17 protein-coding genes are annotated in these 18,716 nt (G+C 72.0%); 2 read left to right on the top strand and 15 right to left on the bottom strand.

Going from position 1 to position 18,716, the window contains the following annotated elements:
* The first annotated feature begins 224 nt into the window (after window positions 1-224).
* Window positions 225-725 carry a transcriptional regulator BldD gene (gene bldD, locus ACFYM2_RS14035; protein WP_093894511.1) on the top strand — a complete coding sequence of 167 codons (501 nt, stop codon included), beginning with the start codon at window positions 225-227 and terminating at the stop codon, window positions 723-725.
* A 742-nt stretch (window positions 726-1,467) separates the two neighbouring features.
* On the opposite strand, the gene nusB is transcribed toward bldD, so the two are convergent.
* The 14 genes from nusB to ACFYM2_RS13965 all read right to left on the bottom strand — a co-directional run bounded on the left by nusB (window position 1,468) and on the right by ACFYM2_RS13965 (window position 15,601).
* Window positions 1,468-1,896 carry a transcription antitermination factor NusB gene (nusB, locus tag ACFYM2_RS14030; protein ID WP_350229313.1) on the bottom strand — a complete coding sequence of 143 codons (429 nt, stop codon included), beginning with the start codon at window positions 1,894-1,896 and terminating at the stop codon, window positions 1,468-1,470.
* Between the two features lie 2 nt (window positions 1,897-1,898).
* Window positions 1,899-2,465, bottom strand: a complete 567-nt coding sequence (efp, locus tag ACFYM2_RS14025) for an elongation factor P (protein WP_350229314.1) — start codon at window positions 2,463-2,465, stop codon at window positions 1,899-1,901.
* Between the two features lie 69 nt (window positions 2,466-2,534).
* On the bottom strand, window positions 2,535-3,641 hold the full coding sequence (locus ACFYM2_RS14020) for a M24 family metallopeptidase (RefSeq protein WP_388836111.1): 1,107 nt from the start codon (window positions 3,639-3,641) through the stop codon (window positions 2,535-2,537).
* Between the two features lie 682 nt (window positions 3,642-4,323).
* Entirely contained in the window at window positions 4,324-5,253 is a 930-nt protein-coding gene (locus ACFYM2_RS14015) for a Pro-rich N-terminal domain-containing protein (protein ID WP_388836108.1), read from the bottom strand.
* Between the two features lie 132 nt (window positions 5,254-5,385).
* Complete coding sequence (gene aroQ, locus ACFYM2_RS14010; RefSeq protein ID WP_388836105.1) at window positions 5,386-5,835, bottom strand: type II 3-dehydroquinate dehydratase; 450 nt, start codon at window positions 5,833-5,835, stop codon at window positions 5,386-5,388.
* On the bottom strand, window positions 5,832-6,926 hold the full coding sequence (gene aroB / locus ACFYM2_RS14005; protein WP_358996576.1) for a 3-dehydroquinate synthase: 1,095 nt from the start codon (window positions 6,924-6,926) through the stop codon (window positions 5,832-5,834). Before aroB ends, aroQ begins: the two co-directional genes overlap by 4 nt.
* Complete coding sequence (locus tag ACFYM2_RS14000) at window positions 6,923-7,405, bottom strand: shikimate kinase (protein WP_358996782.1); 483 nt, start codon at window positions 7,403-7,405, stop codon at window positions 6,923-6,925. The genes aroB and ACFYM2_RS14000 overlap by 4 nt, the downstream gene beginning before the upstream one ends.
* Window positions 7,406-7,440: 35 nt before the next feature.
* Window positions 7,441-8,625 (bottom strand): chorismate synthase, encoded by a 1,185-nt coding sequence (aroC, locus tag ACFYM2_RS13995; protein WP_358996573.1) that lies wholly within the window; start codon window positions 8,623-8,625, stop codon window positions 7,441-7,443.
* Between the two features lie 263 nt (window positions 8,626-8,888).
* Window positions 8,889-9,731, bottom strand: a complete 843-nt coding sequence (locus tag ACFYM2_RS13990; protein ID WP_358996570.1) for a shikimate dehydrogenase — start codon at window positions 9,729-9,731, stop codon at window positions 8,889-8,891.
* Window positions 9,712-11,550 (bottom strand): endolytic transglycosylase MltG, encoded by a 1,839-nt coding sequence (mltG, locus tag ACFYM2_RS13985; protein ID WP_388836102.1) that lies wholly within the window; start codon window positions 11,548-11,550, stop codon window positions 9,712-9,714. The genes ACFYM2_RS13990 and mltG overlap by 20 nt, the downstream gene beginning before the upstream one ends.
* 101 nt (window positions 11,551-11,651) lie before the next feature.
* Window positions 11,652-12,116, bottom strand: coding sequence for a Holliday junction resolvase RuvX (ruvX, locus tag ACFYM2_RS13980; protein ID WP_350229322.1), 465 nt, complete (start codon window positions 12,114-12,116; stop codon window positions 11,652-11,654).
* Window positions 12,116-14,785: an alanine--tRNA ligase gene (gene alaS, locus ACFYM2_RS13975; RefSeq protein WP_388836099.1), complete on the bottom strand. Its 2,670-nt coding sequence runs from the start codon at window positions 14,783-14,785 to the stop codon at window positions 12,116-12,118. The genes ruvX and alaS overlap by 1 nt, the downstream gene beginning before the upstream one ends.
* Window positions 14,785-15,156 carry a DUF6167 family protein gene (locus ACFYM2_RS13970; RefSeq protein ID WP_358996561.1) on the bottom strand — a complete coding sequence of 124 codons (372 nt, stop codon included), beginning with the start codon at window positions 15,154-15,156 and terminating at the stop codon, window positions 14,785-14,787. Before ACFYM2_RS13970 ends, alaS begins: the two co-directional genes overlap by 1 nt.
* Window positions 15,157-15,163: 7 nt before the next feature.
* Window positions 15,164-15,601, bottom strand: a complete 438-nt coding sequence (locus ACFYM2_RS13965; protein ID WP_358996559.1) for a DUF948 domain-containing protein — start codon at window positions 15,599-15,601, stop codon at window positions 15,164-15,166.
* Between the two features lie 165 nt (window positions 15,602-15,766).
* On the opposite strand from ACFYM2_RS13965, the gene ACFYM2_RS13960 reads away from it, so the two are divergent.
* Window positions 15,767-18,010 carry an ATP-binding protein gene (locus tag ACFYM2_RS13960; protein WP_388836096.1) on the top strand — a complete coding sequence of 748 codons (2,244 nt, stop codon included), beginning with the start codon at window positions 15,767-15,769 and terminating at the stop codon, window positions 18,008-18,010.
* 21 nt (window positions 18,011-18,031) lie between these two features.
* Here the strand turns inward: ACFYM2_RS13960 and rpsD are convergent, their stop codons facing one another.
* Window positions 18,032-18,646: a 30S ribosomal protein S4 gene (gene rpsD, locus ACFYM2_RS13955; protein ID WP_053723667.1), complete on the bottom strand. Its 615-nt coding sequence runs from the start codon at window positions 18,644-18,646 to the stop codon at window positions 18,032-18,034.
* Window positions 18,647-18,716 lie beyond the last annotated feature (70 nt).

The raw sequence follows: 18,716 nt of genomic DNA, 5'->3' as shown, positions 1-18,716 counted from the left end.
CAGGGGCCGAGGCCCGCCCGGTACCGGCCCCTCACTCGTACGGGTGAACGGGCCGGGACGATCGCCGTGACCAGGAGGGGCGCGCCACGCCCGGAGCGTGTCACTCCTGCGGGGCGTGGGTGTGGACCATTCGGCTTGACGCGGCCAAGTAACGCTGCGTAACCTCACAGTGAGTTACAGCCGCGCGGCGGAGCCGCACGTTGTCACAGCGTCCGGGGAGCTATATGTCCAGCGAATACGCAAAACAGCTCGGGGCCAAGCTCCGCGCCATCCGCACCCAGCAGGGCCTGTCCCTGCACGGTGTGGAGGAGAAGTCCCAGGGCCGCTGGAAGGCCGTCGTGGTCGGGTCGTACGAGCGTGGCGACCGCGCCGTGACCGTTCAGCGCCTCGCCGAGCTGGCGGACTTCTACGGGGTCCCGGTGCAGGAGCTGCTGCCGGGTACCACGCCGGGCGGGGCCGCCGAGCCGCCGCCGAAGCTCGTCCTCGACCTTGAGCGCCTGGCGCACGTGCCGCCGGAGAAGGCCGGCCCGCTCCAGCGCTACGCGGCGACCATCCAGTCGCAGCGCGGCGACTACAACGGCAAGGTGCTCTCGATCCGCCAGGACGACCTGCGCACCCTCGCCGTCATCTACGACCAGTCGCCCTCGGTCCTCACCGAGCAGCTGATCAGCTGGGGCGTCCTGGACGCGGACGCGCGCCGCGCCGTCGCCCACGAAGAGGCCTGACGGCCTTAAGCAGAAACGTGCCGCCGGGCCCGGTGTGAGCAATCGCTCCCACCGGGCCCGCCGGCGTTTCGGGAGGCGCCCGGGGATCCGGGGGGCCGGGTGCCCTGGACCGGCTCCAGGGCCTCCCGCGTGCCCGCCGAGGCCGGGCGCTCCAGGCCCCCCGAGCTCCCGGGGGATCCCGAACCCCCGAAGCTGGCCCCAGGCCTCCCCAGCATCCCAAGGACACCGGATCCCGAGGCCGGACCCCTGGCCTTCCGAATTCCCGGGGGACCCGGATCCCAAAGCCGGACGGGCCCCTGAGTGCCCGAAGAATCCGGGACCCCCGAGGCAGGGCCCCAGGCCCCCAGGCCCCCAGGCCCCGAGTGCCCGAGGGACCCGGGATCCCAGGATCGGGCTCTGGGGCTTCCCAAGTTCCCGAAAGGTCGCGGATTCCGAGGCCGGACCTCGGCCTCCGGGGGCCGGGGGCCGGGGCCGGGGGCCGGGGCCGGGGGCCGGGGGCCGGGGGCCGGGGGCCGGGGGCCGGGGGCCGGGGGCCAGAGTCTCCGGGATCCCGGAGGTGCCGGGTTCCGAGGGGCCCGGGTTCCGAGGGGCCCGGATTCCGAGGGTCCCGGGTTCTGAGGGGCCCGGGTTCTGAGGGGCCCGGGTTTCCGAGGGACCCGGCGGGCCCGGGGGGTCCCCGGGATGCCGGAGGGCCCGCGGCGTGTGCCGCGGGCCCTTCGGTTGGCTCCTGTACCGCCGGAGGCTAGTCGCGGCGCAGGCTGGGCTTGAGGTCCTTGAAGCGGGCGAGCATCCCGTTCACGAAGGCCGGGGAGTCGTCCGTGGAGAACTCCTTGGCCAGCTGGACGGCCTCGTCGATGACGACCGCGTCGGGCGTCTCGTCCTCCCAGACCAGCTCGTAGGTGCCGAGCCGCAGGATGTTCCGGTCGACGACCGGCATCCGGTCGAGCGTCCAGTCCACCGCGTAGGTGGAGATCAGGTCGTCGATGCGGTCCACGTACTCCGCGTACCCCTCGACGAGCTGCATCGTGTACTCGTTGACCGGAGGCTGACGGTCGTCGGACCGCGAGTGCCGCACCCAGTCCGCGAGGACCGTCTGCACGGTCTCACCGCGCTGGTCGGCCTCGAAGAGGATCTGGAAGGCGCGCTTGCGGGCCTTGTTCCGGGCAGCCACGGTTAGCTGTTCACCCGGCCGAGGTAGTCGCCCGTGCGGGTGTCGACCTTGATCTTCTCACCGGTGGTGATGAAGAGCGGGACGCCGATCTCGTAACCGGTCTCCAGGGTGGCCGGCTTGGTGCCGCCGGTGGAGCGGTCGCCCTGGACGCCCGGGTCGGTGTGCTGGATGGTCAGCTCGACGGCGGCCGGCAGCTCGACGTAGAGCACCTCGCCCTCGTGCTGCGCGACCGAGGCGGTGAAGCCCTCGATCAGGAAGTTGGCGGCGTCGCCGACAGCCTTGCGGTCGACCATCAGCTGGTCGTACGTGTCCATGTCCATGAAGACGAAGTAGTCGCCGTCCATGTACGAGAACTGCATGTCGCGCCGGTCAATGGTGGCCGTCTCGACCTTCACACCGGCGTTGAAGGTCTTGTCGACCACCTTGCCGGAGAGCACGTTCTTGAGCTTGGTGCGCACGAAGGCCGGGCCCTTGCCGGGCTTGACGTGCTGGAACTCGACGACGGACCAGAGCTGGCCTCCGTCGAGCTTGAGCACCAGGCCGTTCTTGAGGTCGTTCGTGGAAGCCACGGTTGCGGAATCTCCTGGACTGAAAGCTGGTGGACGACCGAGGGTACGCGCGCGGTGCGCGTACGCGTGCTAGAGCGCTAGCAGCTCCTTGGTCGTGATGGTGAGTAGCTCGGGGCCGCCGTCCGCCTCGGGGCGTACGACGAGCGTGTCATCGATCCGGACGCCGCCCCGGCCCGGGAGGTGGACCCCCGGTTCGACGGTGACCGGCACGCAAGTGTCCAGTTTACCCATGGCTACAGGTGCGAGCTGCGGCTCCTCGTCGATTTCGAGCCCGACCCCGTGTCCGGTGAGCGGTCCGACGGCCTCCGCGTGGCCGGCCGCGTCCAGGACCTGACGGGCCGCACGGTCCACCGCGCGGTACTCGGTGCCGGGCAGCAGGGCCTCCCGGCCGGCCCGCTGGGCTGCGAAGACGGCGTCGTACAGCTCGATCTGCCAGTCGGCGGGGGTCGTGCCGATCACGAACGTACGGCCGATCTCGCAGCGGTATCCGCGGTAGGTGGCGCCCAGGCAGACCGAGAGGAAGTCGCCCTCCTCGACCCTGCGGTCGGCCGGCCGGTGGCCCGCGCGGCCGGAGTTGGGGCCGGTGCCGACCGACGTCATGAAGGCGGGCCCGTCGGCGCCGTGGTCGACCAGGCGGCGTTCCAGCTCCAGGGCGAGGTGGCGTTCGGTGCGGCCCACCAGGATCGACTCGAGGAGTTCACCCAGGGCCTGGTCGGTGATCTCCGCGGCGATCCGCAGACAGGCGATCTCCTCCTCGTCCTTGACCAGGCGGCGCTGTTCCACCGCGCCCGCGAGGTCGCCCAGGAGCAGGTGCGGCGCGACCGAGCCGATGGCGCGGTGACGGGCCACGGACAGGTGGTGCTCCTCCACGGCGAGGGAGTCGGCCCCGCCGGCCTGGGCGAGGTCGGCGGCCGCCACGGCCGGGTCGCCGCCGGGGGCCGGCAGCACGGTGAGCCGCAGCTGTTCGTCGAGGTGGCCCTCGATGAGGTCGCCCGAGGGCGTGCGCGGGCACAGCAGGACGTCCTCGGCCGGGCCGATCAGCAGGACCGCGCCCGGCGGGGCGCCGCCCGCGAGGTAGCGGACGTTGGCCGGGCGCGAGACCAGGGCGGCCGCGCTGCCTGCGGCCGCGCAGCGGTCCCGCAGCCAGGCGCGGCGCACCGCGAACACCTCTGACATGCCCCGAGCGTATGAGCGGGGCGGGTGTTCGGCCGTTTCTGCGCGTCCGACCGGGGGCCGCCCCGGTAGTCGGTCCGTCCTTGTCCTCAATCGCCGGACGGGCTGAGGTTGCCCATGCCCGGCATGCCACCGGGGCCGACCCCGCCCGGGGCCTCGAACGCCGGGCCGGCTGGGGGTGTGCATGCTGCCCGGCACCAGTACCGCCAGGGGCGCGGGGAACTGCGCGAGACGCCAGCACGATCCGCAGACGGAAACGGGGATGCCAGGGGCCTCCGCCCCTCCGCACGCCCCGGACGGGCCGAGGATTCCGCCGTCGCCCGGCACCGAGTAGTCCAGGGGCGCGGGGAACTGCGCGAGACGCCAGCACGATCCGCAGACGAAAACGGGGGTGCCTGGGGCCTCCGCCCCTCCGCACGCCCCGAACGGGCCGAGGATTCCGCCGTCGCCCGACACCGAGTAGTCCAGGGGCGCGGGGAACTGCGCGAGACGCCAGCACGATCCGCAGACGGAAACGGGGATGCCAGGGGCCTCCGCCCCTCCGCACACCCCGGACGGGCCGAGGATTCCGCCGTCGCCCGACACCGAGTAGTCCAGGGGCGCGGGGAACTGCGCGAGACGCCAGCACGATCCGCAGACGGAAACGGGGGTGCCTGGGGCTTCGCCCCAGGGGTGGGGGCCGGGGCTACCAGGCCGGGGGGCTCGCGATGGTGCGGGCCAGGACGTCGTCCAGGAGGCGGGCCGTGGTGGGGACGTCGTACTGGGAGTTGTCGATGATCGGCAGGCCCGAGCCGTACCAGCCGGCCATGCGTCCGTGGATGCCCGCCACTTCCTCGTCGGACAGGCGCCGGTTGCCGCTGCGCTCCGCGTTGCGCTCCAGGACCACTTCGAGGCCGGGCAGGAGCACGACGGGAAGCAGCCCGGGCCCCACGTGCCGTTTCCAGCCGCCGAGGCCGACGACCGGCCGGTCGGGGAAGACCGCGTCGTCCAGGATGCAGGAGATCCCGTTGGCCAGGAAGTTGCGCGCGGCGAAGCCGCAGGTGCGCCGGGCCAGGCGGTACTGGGCCTCGGAGTGGTCGTTCCAGCCGGACTGGGGGTCGGCGAACCCCGAGCACACCCACTCGCGTACGTCGTCGAGGCTGATGTGCGCGGTGGGCACCTGGCGGTGCTGCGCCCAGTACCGGGCCACGGTCGTCTTGCCCGCGCCCGCCGGGCCGATGAGCAGCACGGCGAGCGTGGTGGCGCCGGTGCCCTCGGGCGCCTGGGGCACCGGCACGGGCCCGCCGGGCGGCAGGGCGACGTGCCCGGTGGTGTCGAGGGAGGGCGGCCGCACCGAGGCGTGCTGCGGCGCCGGGCCGTGCCAGCCCTGGCCGGGCGGCTGCTGGGTGGCGGGGTGGCGCGGCGCCTGGGCCGGCGGGGCCGGGGGGTGGGCCGGCGGCCCGGCGGGACCGGCTCCCGGCGCGGCCCCCGGCTGGTAGGACGGCGAGGCGCCGGCCAAGGGCGCGGCCGGCCGCACTGGAGCCGTGCCTTCCGGTTCGATGCCCTGGACCCACTCGTGCGGGGGCTGCCCCGGGGCGTGGGGCGGCGGCAGTGGAGCCCCCCCTGCGTGCTGCATCCGGTGCCACTCCGTCTCGTACAGGCAACTGGCGCTGGTGGGACGCCCGTCGGTGTCGGGCGGCCCGGTGCAGAACCGTACCTTCCCCGGCCGCCACAGTGTGAACGGCCGGGAGGCGTCAAGCATGCCCCGTCAGCCGGTTTCCGCGGCCAGTTCGTCGGCGAGCGCGCGCAGGGCGAGCCGGTAGGAGCCGATGCCGAAGCCCGCGACGGTGCCGGTGGCCACGGGCGCGATCACCGAGGTGTGGCGGAATTCCTCCCGCGCGTACGGGTTGGAGATGTGCACCTCGATGAGCGGCGCGGTGCGCTGAGCGGCCGCGTCGCGCATTCCGTACGAGTAGTGCGTGAAGGCGCCCGGGTTGATGACGACCGGAACGCGCCCGTCCGCGGCCTCGTGGAGCCAGCGGATGAGCTCACCCTCGTCGTTGGTCTCGCGCACCGAGACCTCGAAGCCGAGCTCCTTGCCCAGCGTCTCGCAGACCTCGACGAGGCCGGCGTAGCTGGTGGCGCCGTACACGTCGGGCTCGCGCGAGCCGAGGCGGCCGAGGTTGGGGCCGTTGAGGACGAACACGCGCCGGGTCACGCGGAGACCTCGCCGTAGGCGGCGAGCAGCATCGCCGGGTCGGGGCCCTCAAGGACGGTCGGCTTGGCGAGGCCGTCGAGGACGATGAAGCGGAGCAGGTTGCCCCGGGACTTCTTGTCGAGCTTCATGTTCTCCACGAGCTTGGGCCACTGGTCGCCCCGGTAGGTCAGCGGAAGCCCGACCGACTTGAGGACAGCGCTGTGCCGGTCGGCGGTCGCGTCGTCCAACCGCCCTGCCAGGCGGCCGAGTTCGGCCGCGAAGACCATGCCGACGGAGACGGCGGCGCCGTGGCGCCACTTGTAGCGCTCGTTCTTCTCGATCGCGTGGGCGAGGGTGTGGCCGTAGTTCAGGATCTCGCGCCGGCCCGATTCCCTCAGGTCGCCCGAGACCACCTCGGCCTTGACCCGGATGGAGCGCTCGATGAGCTCGGCGGTGTGCGGGCCCTCGGGGGTGCGGGCGCCGGCCGGGTCGGACTCGATGAGGTCGAGGATGACCGGGTCGGCGATGAAGCCGGTCTTGATGACCTCGGCCAGGCCCGACACGTAGTCGTTGACGGGCAGCGAGTCCAGCGCGGCCAGGTCGCACAGGACGCCGGCGGGCGGGTGGAAGGCGCCCACCAGGTTCTTGCCCTCGGCGGTGTTGATGCCGGTCTTGCCGCCGACGGCCGCGTCCACCATGCCGAGCACGGTGGTCGGCACCGAGATCCAGCGCACCCCGCGCAGCCAGGTGGCCGCGACGAAACCCGCGAGGTCGGTGGTGGCGCCGCCGCCCACGCCGATGACGAGGTCGGTGCGGGTGAAGCCGGACTGCCCGAGCGCCTTCCAGCAGTAGGCGGCGACCTCGGCGGTCTTGGCCTCCTCGGCGTTGGGCACCTGGATCGCGATGACCTCGTAGTCCTGGCCCGCGAGGTCGTCGCGGATCGCGTCCCCCGTGCCGGCCAGGGCCTCGGGGTGGATGATCGCGACCCGCTTCGCCTTGTCGCCGATGAGCCCGCCCAGTTCGCCCAGCAGGTTGCGGCCGACGAGCACGTCGTACGGGTCGGTGCCGGCGGCGGCGCCGACCTGGATCCGGGTGGGTGCCTGCTCCGTCATGCGTCCTTCAACTCCAGTGCGTCGAGGACCGCCTGGGCGACCTCTTCGGGGGTGCGCTCGTCGGTCGCGACGACCGCACGGGCGACTTCGGTGTACAGATGGCGCCGCGCGTCCATCAGCTCGCGCCACTGCCGGCGCGGGTTGACGGCGAGCAGCGGGCGGGCGGTGTTCAGGCCGACGCGCTTGACGGCCGCCTCGACGTCCATCGAGAGGTAGACCACCGGGTGCGGCGCGAGCAGCGCCCGGGTGCCCTCGTCGAGGATGGCGCCGCCGCCGAGCGCGAGGACACCCGTGTGCCCGGCGAGCGCGGCGCGTACCGCGTCGCGCTCCAGGGCGCGGAAGTGCTCCTCGCCGTCCTCGACGAAGATGTCCGAGATGGCGCGGCCCTCGGTGGCCACGATGTCGGCGTCGGTGTCCCGGTAGGGCACGCCGAGCCGCTGGGCCAGCAGCGCGCCCACGGTGGACTTGCCCGAGCCCATCGGGCCGACCAGGACGACCAGGGGTCCGGTGGCGCTCACCGGATCTGGAGGTTGTCGAGGTAGGAGCGCACGTTGCGGCGGGTCTCGGGCACGCTGTCGCCGCCGAACTTCTCGACGACCGCGTCCGCGAGGACGAGCGCGACCATGGCCTCGGCGACGATGCCGGCGGCCGGCACGGCGCACACGTCGGAGCGCTGGTGGTGGGCCTTGGCGGCCTCGCCGGTTGCGACGTCGATGGTGGCCAGCGCGCGCGGCACGGTCGCGATGGGCTTCATCGCGGCGCGCACCCGCAGCAGTTCACCGGTGGTCAGACCGCCCTCGGTGCCGCCGGAGCGGCCGGAGGTGCGCTTGACGCCCTCGGGGGTGTTGACGATCTCGTCGTGCGCCTGGGAGCCGGGCACCCGGGCCAGGTCGAAGCCGTCGCCGACCTCGACGCCCTTGATCGCCTGGATGCCCATGAGGGCGGCGGCGAGGCGCGCGTCCAGGCGGCGGTCCCAGTGCACGTGCGAGCCGAGACCGACGGGCACGCCGTAGGCAAGGACCTCCACGACCCCGCCGAGGGTGTCGCCGTCCTTGTGGGCCTGGTCGATCTCGGCGACCATCGCCTTCGACGCGTCCGCGTCCAGGCAGCGCACCGGGTCCTCGTCCAGCTTCTCGACGTCGGCGGGCGTCGGGTAGACGCCGTAGGGGGCCTTGGCCGCGGCCAGCTCCACCACATGGCTGACGATCTCGATGCCGGCCGTCTCCTTCAGGAAGGAGCGGGCCACCGCGCCGAGCGCGACCCGGGCGGCGGTCTCGCGGGCGCTGGCGCGCTCCAGGATCGGCCGGGCCTCGTCGAAGCCGTACTTCTGCATGCCGGCGAGGTCGGCGTGGCCGGGCCTGGGGCGGGTCAGCGGCGCGTTGCGGGCCTGCTCGGCCAGCACCTCGGGGGCCACCGGGTCGGCCGACATGACCTGCTCCCACTTGGGCCACTCGGTGTTGCCCACCATGACCGCGACGGGCGAGCCCATGGACAGGCCGTGCCGTACGCCGCCGAGGAAGGTCACCTCGTCCCGCTCGAACTTCATGCGGGCGCCGCGTCCGTAGCCGAGCCGCCGCCGGGCCAGGTGGTCGGCCACCATCTCCGTGGTGATCGGTACGCCGGCGGGAAGACCCTCCAGCGTCGCGACAAGTGCGGGTCCGTGGGATTCCCCAGCGGTCAGCCAGCGCAGCCTGCTCAACGGTGCTCCTCGTTGCTCGCGCGTCCTGGTAATCCGACGGCGCGGCCGGGGTGCGCGGCCCTGGCCCGCCACCACTGATCCTCCCACGTCCAAGATGGTGGGCCGGGACGTAGTCCAGCTGGCGGACTGTGATCTGGTCCCGTGCGGGCCGTTGTGGGTTGCTCGCGCAGTTCCCCGCGCCCCTGTAGGTGGCGCGGCCCCGAGCGTGCGGCCCACCCGAGTTCAGGTCGCGCCCGTGCGGCGGAGGCACGCCGAGTGAGGGCTCAGCGCTCTGCCAGGGCGGCTTCGCCTGCCTTGCGCATGGCGTCCAGTGGCGCGCTCGCGCAGCCCGTCATCTGCTCGACCTGGAGCACGGCCTGGTGGACGAGCAGGTCGAGGCCGCCGACGACCGCTCCCCCGCGCTCCGCCCAGGCCGCCGCCAGCGCGGTCGGCCATGGCTCGTACAGCACGTCGAAGAGGGTGCCCCCGTGGTCGGGGACGGCGCCGGCCAGGGCGTCGGTGGCGCCGGCCGGCGTGGTGGCGACGACGAGCGGCGCCGCGAAGGCTTCCGCCGCCCGCGACCAGTCGACGGTGCGGACGTCGACCTCGAGGCGTTCGCCCCAGCCGCGCATCTCGGCGGCGCGCGTCTCGCCGCGTACGTACGCGGTGACCGGACCCGTGCAGATCCGGGCGAGCGCGGCGAGCGCCGAGGACGCGGTGGCGCCCGCTCCCAGGACGGCGGCGGACTCCACTCGGGTCACCCCGCGCTCCCCCAGGGCCGCGACCATGCCCGGGATGTCGGTGTTGTCGCCCAGGCGGCGGCCGTCGTCCGCGAAGACGACGGTGTTGACCGCCTCCACCAGCGCCGCGGTGGGGCTCACCGCGTCGAGCAGCGGGATGACCGCGCGCTTGAGCGGCATCGTGAGCGAGAGGCCGGCCCAGGACGTGTCGAGCTCCGCGAAGAAGCCCGCGAGTCCCGCCTCGTCGACCTCGAACCGGTCGTAGGACCAGTGGCCGAGGCCGAGTTCGGCGTACGCGGCCCGGTGCAGGACCGGGGACAGCGAGTGCGCGATGGGCGACCCGAGGACGGCCGCCCGGCGCGCTCCCTCACTGGCCGGACTGGGCATTGAACTCTTCCTTCAGCTTGTTGAACTCGGCGAGCGTCTTGGCGAATTCCGTCTTGTGCTTGCCGTCGGTGGCCACGAAGTACATCCAGCCGTCCTTCGTGGGATCCAGCGCCGCCGCCATCGCCTCGCTGCCCGGGTTGCCGATCGGCCCGGGGGTCAGGCCCCGCCACTTGTAGGTGTTGTACGGGTCCGGGTTGCTGTTGATCTCGGACAGGCCGATCTTGATGTTGCTCTGGTTGGTCAGGTAGTTGTACGCCGAGTCGAACTGGAGCTTCTGGTTGGTCTGGTAGTTGTCCGGCTTGAGGCGGTTGTAGATGACCTCCGACATCTTGCGGAAGTCGTCGGGCGTCTTGCCCTCCGCCTGCACCAGGCTCGCCACCGTGATGAGCTGCCAGGGACCGTCCAGCTTGAGCTTCTTGGCCTCGGCGGCCAGGTCCTGCTTGCCGTACTCCGAGGTGGCGCGATCCACCATCTTCTTCAGGACGTCCTCGGGCTTCATGCCCTTGGCGACCGGGTAGCTCGCCGGGTAGAGGAATCCTTCCAGCGGGTCCTTGACGTCCTTGTGGTTCTTGGCCCAGTCGGGCAGGCCCATGCTGCCCGCGTCCTTGAGCGCGACGCCCTTGGTCGTCCCCGGCGCCACGCCGAGCCGCTTGTCGATCTGCTCGTACACCCAGGCGTTGCGTTTGCCTTCGGGAATGATGAGCGCGTTGCGGCTGCTCGGATTGAGCATCAGCTTGATCGCGTTCGCCGCCGACATGCCCTTCTTCATCGTGTAGGCGCCGGCCTGGATCGTCTTGCCCTTGGGGTCGTCGTTCTGGGCCTGCACGAAGGCGTCGATGCTCTTGACGACACCGGCCTGCTTGAGGAGCTGGCCGATCTCGGAGCCGCCCGCGCCGGCCGGCACCTCGATGGTGACCGTGTCGCCGCTGCCCTCGCCCACATAGTCGGGCGCCGCGCCGAACTTCTTCTGGTAGAAGTCGTACCCCACGTAGCCGATGCCGCCGGCGCCCACGGCGAAGATCACCGCGAGCACGAGGCAGGCGCGCCCGCTCTTGCCCTTCTTCTTCGGCTTGCTGCGCCGGTCGCGTCCGGCGCCGCCGTCCGCGGCCCGACCGGACTCGCGCGGCTCTTCGCCTTCGCCTTCGCTGTCGCCAACGCCGGTGAAGAACGGGTGGTCCTCCTCCTGCGCCTCGGCGTTCCACTCCTCGCCCTGCCCCGGCACCTCGGGCACGGTGGGTGCCTTGCGCTGGCCGGGGGGCTGGGGCGGCGGGAACGCCTCGTCGGTCCGGTAGGGGTCGTGCCCCTCGGCGCCGTAGCCGTTGTGGTACGGATCGGGCTGCTGGCCCCCGTACGGCATCGCGGCCTGCTCGCCGGTGGCCGTGTCCCAGCCACCGCTGAACTGCTGGGCCTGGGAGGGCTGCGCCGCGTACTGGCCGGCGTACTGGTCCGCGTGCTGGTCCGCGTGCTGGTCCGCGTGCTGGTCCACGTGCTGCTGCGGATAGCCCTGCTGGGGCTGTTCCGCGTACCCCTGCTGGTACTGCTGCTCGGCATAGTGCGCCTGGGGCTGCTGCTGGGCGTAGTGCTGCCCGGGCTGCTGCTGCTCGGCGTAGTGCGCCTGGGGCTGCTGCTGTCCGTACGGATCCTGCGACTGCTGCGGGTAGTACTGCTGCTGCTGAGGCTGCTGCTGGTACTGCTCGTCCTGGCCGGCGTACAGAGCCTGACCGGAGGCAGCCTGGCGCTCTCCCCACCCCTGGTCCCCGTAGAGGGGGTCCTCTGGGTGCCACGGTTCGGAGCCTTGGCCCCGGCCATACTCAGTCATCGGTCCCCTAGAGCCGCGAGGCATCCGGACGGTCCGCCTCTTTTGCTGTGCGGCGACTGTTCGAATGCCTCCGCATCGGCCGGAACGTTACCGTATCGCGATCAGATAACCACTTCGACGCCTTCGCCCGGTTCCGTGTCCGACACCCGTTCGGCCTCAAGGGCGTTCTGAAGGATGATCACGGCGGCGGCCTGGTCGATGACCGATCTGCCCTTCTTCGACTTCACGCCCGAGGCCCGCAGCCCCTGGGTGGCCGTGATGGTCGTCATGCGCTCGTCGACGAGCCGGACCCCGACCGGGGCGATGCCGCGCGCCAACTCCTGGGCGAAACGCCGGACTTTGGCCGCGGCCGGACCCTCGCCCCCGTTGAGGGAGCGGGGCAGTCCGACGATCACCTCGATCGGTTCGTACTCCTCGACCAGCTGCCGCAGCCGCCGGTGGGCGGCCGGGACATCGCGTCCCGGCACGGTCTCCACCGGCGTGGCGAGCACCCCGTCGGGGTCGCACGAGGCGACCCCGATCCGGGCGTCACCGACATCGATCGCCAGTCGGCGTCCTCTGCGCATCAGGCGGTCTCGGCGACCTGGCGCTCGACGGCGTCGATGGCGTCGCCGATCGCGTCCGGGTTCTGTCCGCCGCCCTGGGCGACGTCCGGCTTGCCGCCACCGCCGCCGCCGAGGGTCTTGGCCGCCGTACGGACCAGTTCACCGGCCTTCAGACCGCGCTCGCGGGCGGCCTCGTTGGTGGCGATGACGGTGACCGGACGGCCGTTGGCCGTGGTGAACAGCGCGACGACCGCCGGGCGGTCACCAGGGATGCGGCCCCGGACGTCCAGGACCAGCTTGCGCAGGTCGTCGGCGGAGGTACCGTCCGGCACCTGGCCGGTGACGAGCGCGGTGCCGCGGACGTCCTTGGCGGAGTCGACGAGACCGGCGGCGGCCTGGAGCACCTTCTCCGCGCGGAACTTCTCGATCTCCTTCTCGGCGTCCTTCAGCTTGCCGAGCATCGCGGAGATCTTCTCCGGCAGCTCCTCGGAACGGCCCTTGACCAGCTCCTGGAGCTGGGCGACGACCGTGTGCTCACGGGCCAGGAAGTTGTACGCGTCGACGCCGACCAGGGCCTCGATGCGGCGCACGCCGGAGCCGATGGACGACTCGCCGAGCAGCTTGACCAGGCCGAGCTGGGCGGTGTTGTGCACGTGGGTGCCGCCGCACAGCTCCTTGGAGAAGTCGCCGATGGTGACCACGCGGACCCGCTCGCCGTACTTCTCGCCGAACTCGGCGATGGCGCCCTGCTTCTTGGCCTCGTCGATCGACATGACCTCGGCCTGCACGTCGAGCTCGCGGGCCAGGACCTCGTTGATCTTCTGCTCGACGTCGGTGAGGACCGTGCCGGGGACGGCGGCGGGGGAACCGAAGTCGAAGCGGAAGCGGCCCGGGGAGTTCTCGGAGCCGGCCTGGGCGGCCGTCGGGCCGAGCGCGTCACGCAGCGCCTGGTGGGTGAGGTGGGTGGCGGAGTGGGCGCGGGCGATGGCGCGCCGGCGCTTGGTGTCGATGGCGGCGTACGCGGACGCGCCGACCGTCACCTCGCCGACCTGCACGACCCCCTTGTGCACATGCACGCCGGGGACCGGCTTCTGTACGTCGCGGATCTCGATGACCGCGCCGCTGTCGAGCTTGATGCGGCCCTGGTCGGCGAGCTGGCCGCCGCCCTCGGCGTAGAACGGGCTGCGGTCGAGGACGACCTCGACCTCGTCGCCCTCGGTGGCGGCCGGCGAGGGCACGCCGTCGACGAGCAGGCCGACGATGGTCGACTCGTTCTCGGTGGAGGTGTAGCCGGTGAAGTCGGTGGCGCCGGAGACGTCGGCCACCTCGCGGTAGGCCGACAGGTCGGCGTGGCCGGTCTTCTTGGCGCGCGCGTCGGCCTTGGCCTGGTCGCGCTGCTGCTTCATCAGGCGGCGGAAGCCGTCCTCGTCCACGGAAAGGCCCTGTTCGGCGGCCATCTCCAGGGTGAGGTCGATCGGGAAGCCCCAGGTGTCGTGGAGCAGGAACGCCTTGTCGCCGGCGAGGACGGTGCCACCGGTGGCCTTGGTCTCGGTGATGGCGGTGTCGAGGATGTTGGTGCCGCCGCGCAGCGCCTTGAGGAACGCGGCCTCCTCGGCGAGCGCGACCGTCTCGATGCGCTTGCGGTCGGTGACGAGCTCCGGGTACTGCTGGCCCATCGTCTTGATCACGACGTCGATGAGGTCCTGGACGACCTGGCCGGTGGCGCCCATGAGGCGCATGTTGCGGATGGCGCGGCGCATGATGCGGCGCAGCACATAGCCGCGGCCCTCGTTGCCCGGGGTCACACCGTCGCCGATGAGCATCACGGACGTACGGATGTGGTCGGCGACCACGCGCATCGAGACGTCGGAGGTGTGCTGGTCGCCGTAGCGCACACCGGTCAGCTCGGTGGCCTTGTCCATGACGACGCGCAGGGTGTCGGTCTCGTACATGTTCCGCACGCCCTGAAGGATCATCGCGAGGCGTTCGAGGCCGAGGCCGGTGTCGATGTTCTTGGAGGGCAGGTCCCCGAGGATCGGGAAGTCCTCCTTGTTCTCACCGGCGCCGCGCTCGTACTGCATGAAGACCAGGTTCCAGATCTCCACGTAGCGCTCGTCGTTGACGGCCGGGCCGCCCTCGGGGCCGAACTCGGGACCCCGGTCGTAGTTGATCTCGGAGCAGGGCCCGCACGGTCCCGGCACGCCCATGGACCAGAAGTTGTCCTTCTTGCCCAGGCGCTGGATGCGCTCGGAGGGCACGCCGATCACGTCGCGCCAGATCGTCTCGGCCTCGTCGTCGTCGAGGTAGACGGTGATCCACAGCTTCTCGGGCTCAAGGCCGTAGCCGCCGTCCGCCACGGAGCTGGTCAGCAGCTCCCAGGCGTACTTGATGGCGCCTTCCTTGAAGTAGTCACCGAAGGAGAAGTTGCCGCACATCTGGAAGAACGTGCCGTGGCGGGTGGTCTTGCCGACCTCTTCGATGTCGGGGGTGCGCACGCACTTCTGCACGCTGGTGGCGCGCGGGGCGGGCGGCTTGGTCTCGCCGAGGAAGTAGGGCTTGAAGGGGACCATGCCCGCGTTGACGAGCAGCAGAGTCGGGTCGTCCGCGATGAGCGACGCCGAAGGGACGACGGTGTGCCCGCGCTCCTCGAAGAAGCTCAGCCAGCGGCGGCGAATCTCGGCCGACTCCATCAGTGGTCCTCATTCCGGTTGTACGAATGCGTGCTGTTCTGCTGCTGGGGGTACTGCTGCTTGCTGTCCTGCTGCTTGCCGTACCGCTCGTGGGCGGTCTCCAGCGCGACGAGGCGGCGCTGCGCGGGAAGTTCGCGCGCCTCGCTCTCGCCGATGCCCAGGACGTCGTTGAGTTCGGCCTCGCGCTGGGCCATGCCGGACTTGATGTCGAGGGCGAAGTCCTTGAGCCGGTGGCCGGCCTCGACGGCCTTGTCGGCGGTGCGCGCGGCCAGGCTCTCGGGGGTCAGTTGCTTCAGCTTCCGGTTGACCTTGGTGGTGGCCCAGACGCCGGCGGCCGCGCCCGCGGTGAACCAGAACGTACGGCGGAACATCGCGGCGTCAGCCCTTTCGCTTGGTGCGCCGCGCGGACGGCACGGTCCGCCCGACGATCACGGTTCGTCGGCTCTCCCGAGCGGGTCCCTCGGCGGCGGCGCCCTTGCGTCCGATCGCCCGGCGCACCCCGTATCCGAAGGCGGCCACCTTCACCAGCGGGCCGCCGAAGGTGGAGGCGACGGTGGTGGAGAGCGCGGACGCGTTGGAGGTGACCTCCTGGACGTCGGAGGCGATGGCGTCGACCCGGGCCAGCTGGGTCTGCGCGGAACGCACCGCGGTGGAGGCGTCCGCGAGCAGGGGCACCGCTTGGTCGGTCACGTCCGCGACCAGTCTGGTCGTCGCCTTGAGCGTCTGGGCCAGCCTCACGAGAACGACCGCGAGGAAGGACACCAGGATCGCCCAGAAGACGGCCACCAGGATCCCGGCCACCTCACCACCGGACACTTGCACCGCTCCCCGCAACCCGTCGGAACTCGAAAACCTCGAAATATAGCCCCCTGAGCCTATCGCGCCGGGCATCGCTTCCCGAACCGCGTCACGGCCCGTCACAAGCGGAGTCGCGCAAGCCGATTGTACGCAGTGCATACCCTTGAGTACGCTGCGTGTTCCATGCGCTCCCATCTGCCCGCAGAGTTGAACCGTTTCGTCGGGCGAGACCGAGATCTGGCCCGCCTCGACCGCCTGCTCACCGAGGCGCGCATGGTCACCGTGACCGGCGTCGGCGGCGTCGGCAAGTCCCGGCTCGCGCTGCGGGCCGCGGCCACCACGGCCGAGCAGGAACGGTACTGCGACGGCGTGCGGCTGGTCGAGCTGTCGTGCCTGAACGACCCCGCCCTGCTCGACCACGCGGTCATCGAGGCCCTTGGCCTGACCGACCACACGGCGCGCGCTCCCCGCCGGCTGCTCCTCGACCACCTCGGTGAGTGCGAACTCCTGCTGGTGGTCGACGGGTTCGAGCAGATCGTGGACGCCTGCGCCGAACTCGTACGCGAACTCCTCAGGGGCTGCCCCGGACTTCGGGTGCTCGCCGCCGGCCGGCTGCCGCTGAGGATCGACGGCGAGCGGGTGTTCGCGCTGGCGCCGATGTCCGAGGAGGACGCGCTGCTGCTGTTCACCGAGCGCGCGGCCGCGGCCCGTGCCGGGGAACGGCCGGCCGAGGGGCAGCAGGCCGCGGCCGCCGAGCTGTGCCGGCGCCTCGACGGGATCCCGCTGGCCCTGGAGCTCGCGGCCGGGCGGCTCGGCACGCTCTCGGTGGAGCAGCTGCTGAAGCGCCTTGACGACCGGTTCCGGCTGCTGACCGGCGGCGGCCGGGGCGCGCTGCCCCGCCACCAGACCCTGCGCACGACCATCGGCTGGAGCCATGAGCTGTGCACGGCGGGCCAGCGGCTCCTGTGGGCGCGGCTGTCGGTGTTCGCCGGGACCTTCGACCTGGAGGCGGTGGAGTACATCTGTGTCGGCTCGGGTCTGCCCCAGGAGCAGGTCCTTGACGTCCTCGGGGCGCTGCTCGATCAGTCGCTCGTGGTGCGCGAGGACGGCCCGTGCGGCGTCCGCTACCGGCTCCTGGACACGGTGCGGGAGTACGGCGCGCAGTGGCTGGCCGAGACGGGCGACGCGGAGCGGCTGCGCCGGCGCCACCGCGACTGGTTCCTCGGGCTCGCCACCTGGTGCGAGCTGGACTGGTTCAGCCCGCGCCAGGGCGAGGTCGCGACGCGGATCGAGGGCGAACTGCCCAATCTGCGGGCCGCGATGGAGTTCTCGCTCGCCTCGCCCGAGGACGCGCACCTGGCCCAGTACCTGGCGGGCACGCTCTGGTTCTGCTGGGTGGGCTGCGGGCGCCTCGCCGAGGGGCGGCACTGGCTGGCCCAGGTCCTCGACGCCTCGGCCGAGCACGGCAGTTCACGCCTGAAGGCGCTGTGGGTCCTTGGCTATGCGGCCGTGCTCCAGGGGGACGCGGTGGCGGCGATCGCCGCGCTCCAGGAGTGCCGCGAGGAGGCCGAGGCGCGGGGCGACCGGGTCGCGGCGGCGTACGCCGTGCACCGCTCGGGGTGTCTGGCCCTGGTCACCGACGACATGCCGCGCGCCGAGGAACTGCTGGGGGCCGCGCTCGCCGGGTACGAGGAGGTCGGCGAGCTCAACAGCAATGTGCTGATGGGGCAGGTGGAGCTGGCGATGGCGGTGGGTTTCCGCGGCCGTCTCGACGAGGCCGTGGCGATGTGCGAACGGACGGTGGCGATCTGCGACGACCACGGCGAACGCTGGGCCCGCGCCTACGCGGTGTACGTCCTGGCGTACGCGGCCTGGTGCCGCGGCGACGGCGACCGCGCACGGGCGCTGCTGCGCGAAACGCTCGCCGTCCACCACGCCTTCCACGACCTGGTGGGCACGGTGCTCACCCTGGAGATGCTGGCGCTGGTGGCGGTGGACGCCGGGGATCCGGTGGAGGCGGCCGTGCTCCAGGGGGCCGCCGAGCGGATCTGGCCCTCGGTGGGGCTGCCCCTGTTCGGTTCGGCGTACTTCTACGCCGCGCACGTCCGCTGCGAGGAGCGGACCCGGGAGCTGCTGGGCGACGCGCGGTATGAGGAGCACCGCCGCCGGGGCGCCCGGATCGACGCGGACGCGGCCGTCGAGCGGGCGCTGGGACACGGCCGAGGGACGGGCGGAGTACGGGAGTTGGCGCCGGCACGCGAGGCGCGGGCGGCGCGCGCGGGGCAGGCCGGCGACGACCAGCCGCACGAGGGGTCCGGACACGACGGGTCGGGACATGAGGGGCCCGGGCGCACGGGGTCCGGACAAGCGGAAGCCCGCCGCCTCCCGCTCCGTGCGGAGCGGGGGGACGGCGGGCTGAAGCGCTGAGGCTCCGGTGCTACGCCGTGATCAGCGGGCGTAGTACTCGACGACGAGCTGCTCGTCGCAGATGACCGGGATTTCCTTGCGGTTCGGGTCGCGGTCCAGGCGGAAGGCCAGGGCCTTCAGGTTCACCTGGAGGTAGCGCGGGGTCTCGCCCTCGCCGGCGTAGCCACCCTCGCGGGCGACCTGGAAGGGGACCTTCTCGCGGCTGCGCTCGCGGACCGTCACGACGTCGTCGGGACGGACGCGGAACGACGGCTTGTCGACCTTGCCACCGTTGACCTGGATGTGACCGTGCACGACCATCTGGCGGGCCTGGTAGATCGTGCGGGCGATGCCCGAACGCAGGACCAGCGCGTCGAGGCGGCGCTCGAGCTCGACGACCAGCGCCTCGCCCGTCTTGCCCTCGGCCTTCTTGGCGCGGTCGTAGGCACGCGCCATCTGGCGCTCGCTGATGTCGTACTGGGCGCGCAGACGCTGCTTCTCGAGCAGACGGACCTTGTAGTCCGAGTTCTGCTTGCGGCCACGGCCGTGCTCGCCCGGCGGGTAGGGGCGGGCCTCGAAGTACTTGACGGCCTTCGGCGTCAGCGCGATGCCGAGCGCACGGGACTTCTTGACCTTGGGACGCGACTGGTTAGGCACGTTCTCCAAACCTCCATGGTTGGGTTAGGTTAGGCTCACCTTACTCAAGGAGATCGCATGTCGCGTCCGG

The sequence above is a fragment of the Streptomyces sp. NPDC006711 genome (assembly GCF_042869775.1).
In the GTDB taxonomy this organism is placed as follows: Bacteria; Actinomycetota; Actinomycetes; order Streptomycetales; family Streptomycetaceae; genus Streptomyces.
This window is presented reverse-complemented; position numbering and strand designations above follow the sequence as displayed.

Coding starts and splice junctions, on each gene's coding strand:
- ACFYM2_RS13960 (WP_388836096.1), top strand. CDS start 15,767: ATGCGCTCCCATCTGCCCGCAGAGTTGAACCGTTTCGTCGGGCGAGAC.
- ruvX (WP_350229322.1), bottom strand. CDS start 12,116: ATGCGCAGAGGACGCCGACTGGCGATCGATGTCGGTGACGCCCGGATC.
- ACFYM2_RS13970 (WP_358996561.1), bottom strand. CDS start 15,156: ATGTTCCGCCGTACGTTCTGGTTCACCGCGGGCGCGGCCGCCGGCGTC.
- alaS (WP_388836099.1), bottom strand. CDS start 14,785: ATGGAGTCGGCCGAGATTCGCCGCCGCTGGCTGAGCTTCTTCGAGGAG.
- ACFYM2_RS14020 (WP_388836111.1), bottom strand. CDS start 3,641: ATGTCAGAGGTGTTCGCGGTGCGCCGCGCCTGGCTGCGGGACCGCTGC.
- mltG (WP_388836102.1), bottom strand. CDS start 11,550: ATGACTGAGTATGGCCGGGGCCAAGGCTCCGAACCGTGGCACCCAGAG.
- aroB (WP_358996576.1), bottom strand. CDS start 6,926: ATGACGGAGCAGGCACCCACCCGGATCCAGGTCGGCGCCGCCGCCGGC.
- ACFYM2_RS14000 (WP_358996782.1), bottom strand. CDS start 7,405: ATGGGCTCGGGCAAGTCCACCGTGGGCGCGCTGCTGGCCCAGCGGCTC.
- ACFYM2_RS14015 (WP_388836108.1), bottom strand. CDS start 5,253: ATGCAGCACGCAGGGGGGGCTCCACTGCCGCCGCCCCACGCCCCGGGG.
- bldD (WP_093894511.1), top strand. CDS start 225: ATGTCCAGCGAATACGCAAAACAGCTCGGGGCCAAGCTCCGCGCCATC.
- ACFYM2_RS13990 (WP_358996570.1), bottom strand. CDS start 9,731: ATGCCCAGTCCGGCCAGTGAGGGAGCGCGCCGGGCGGCCGTCCTCGGG.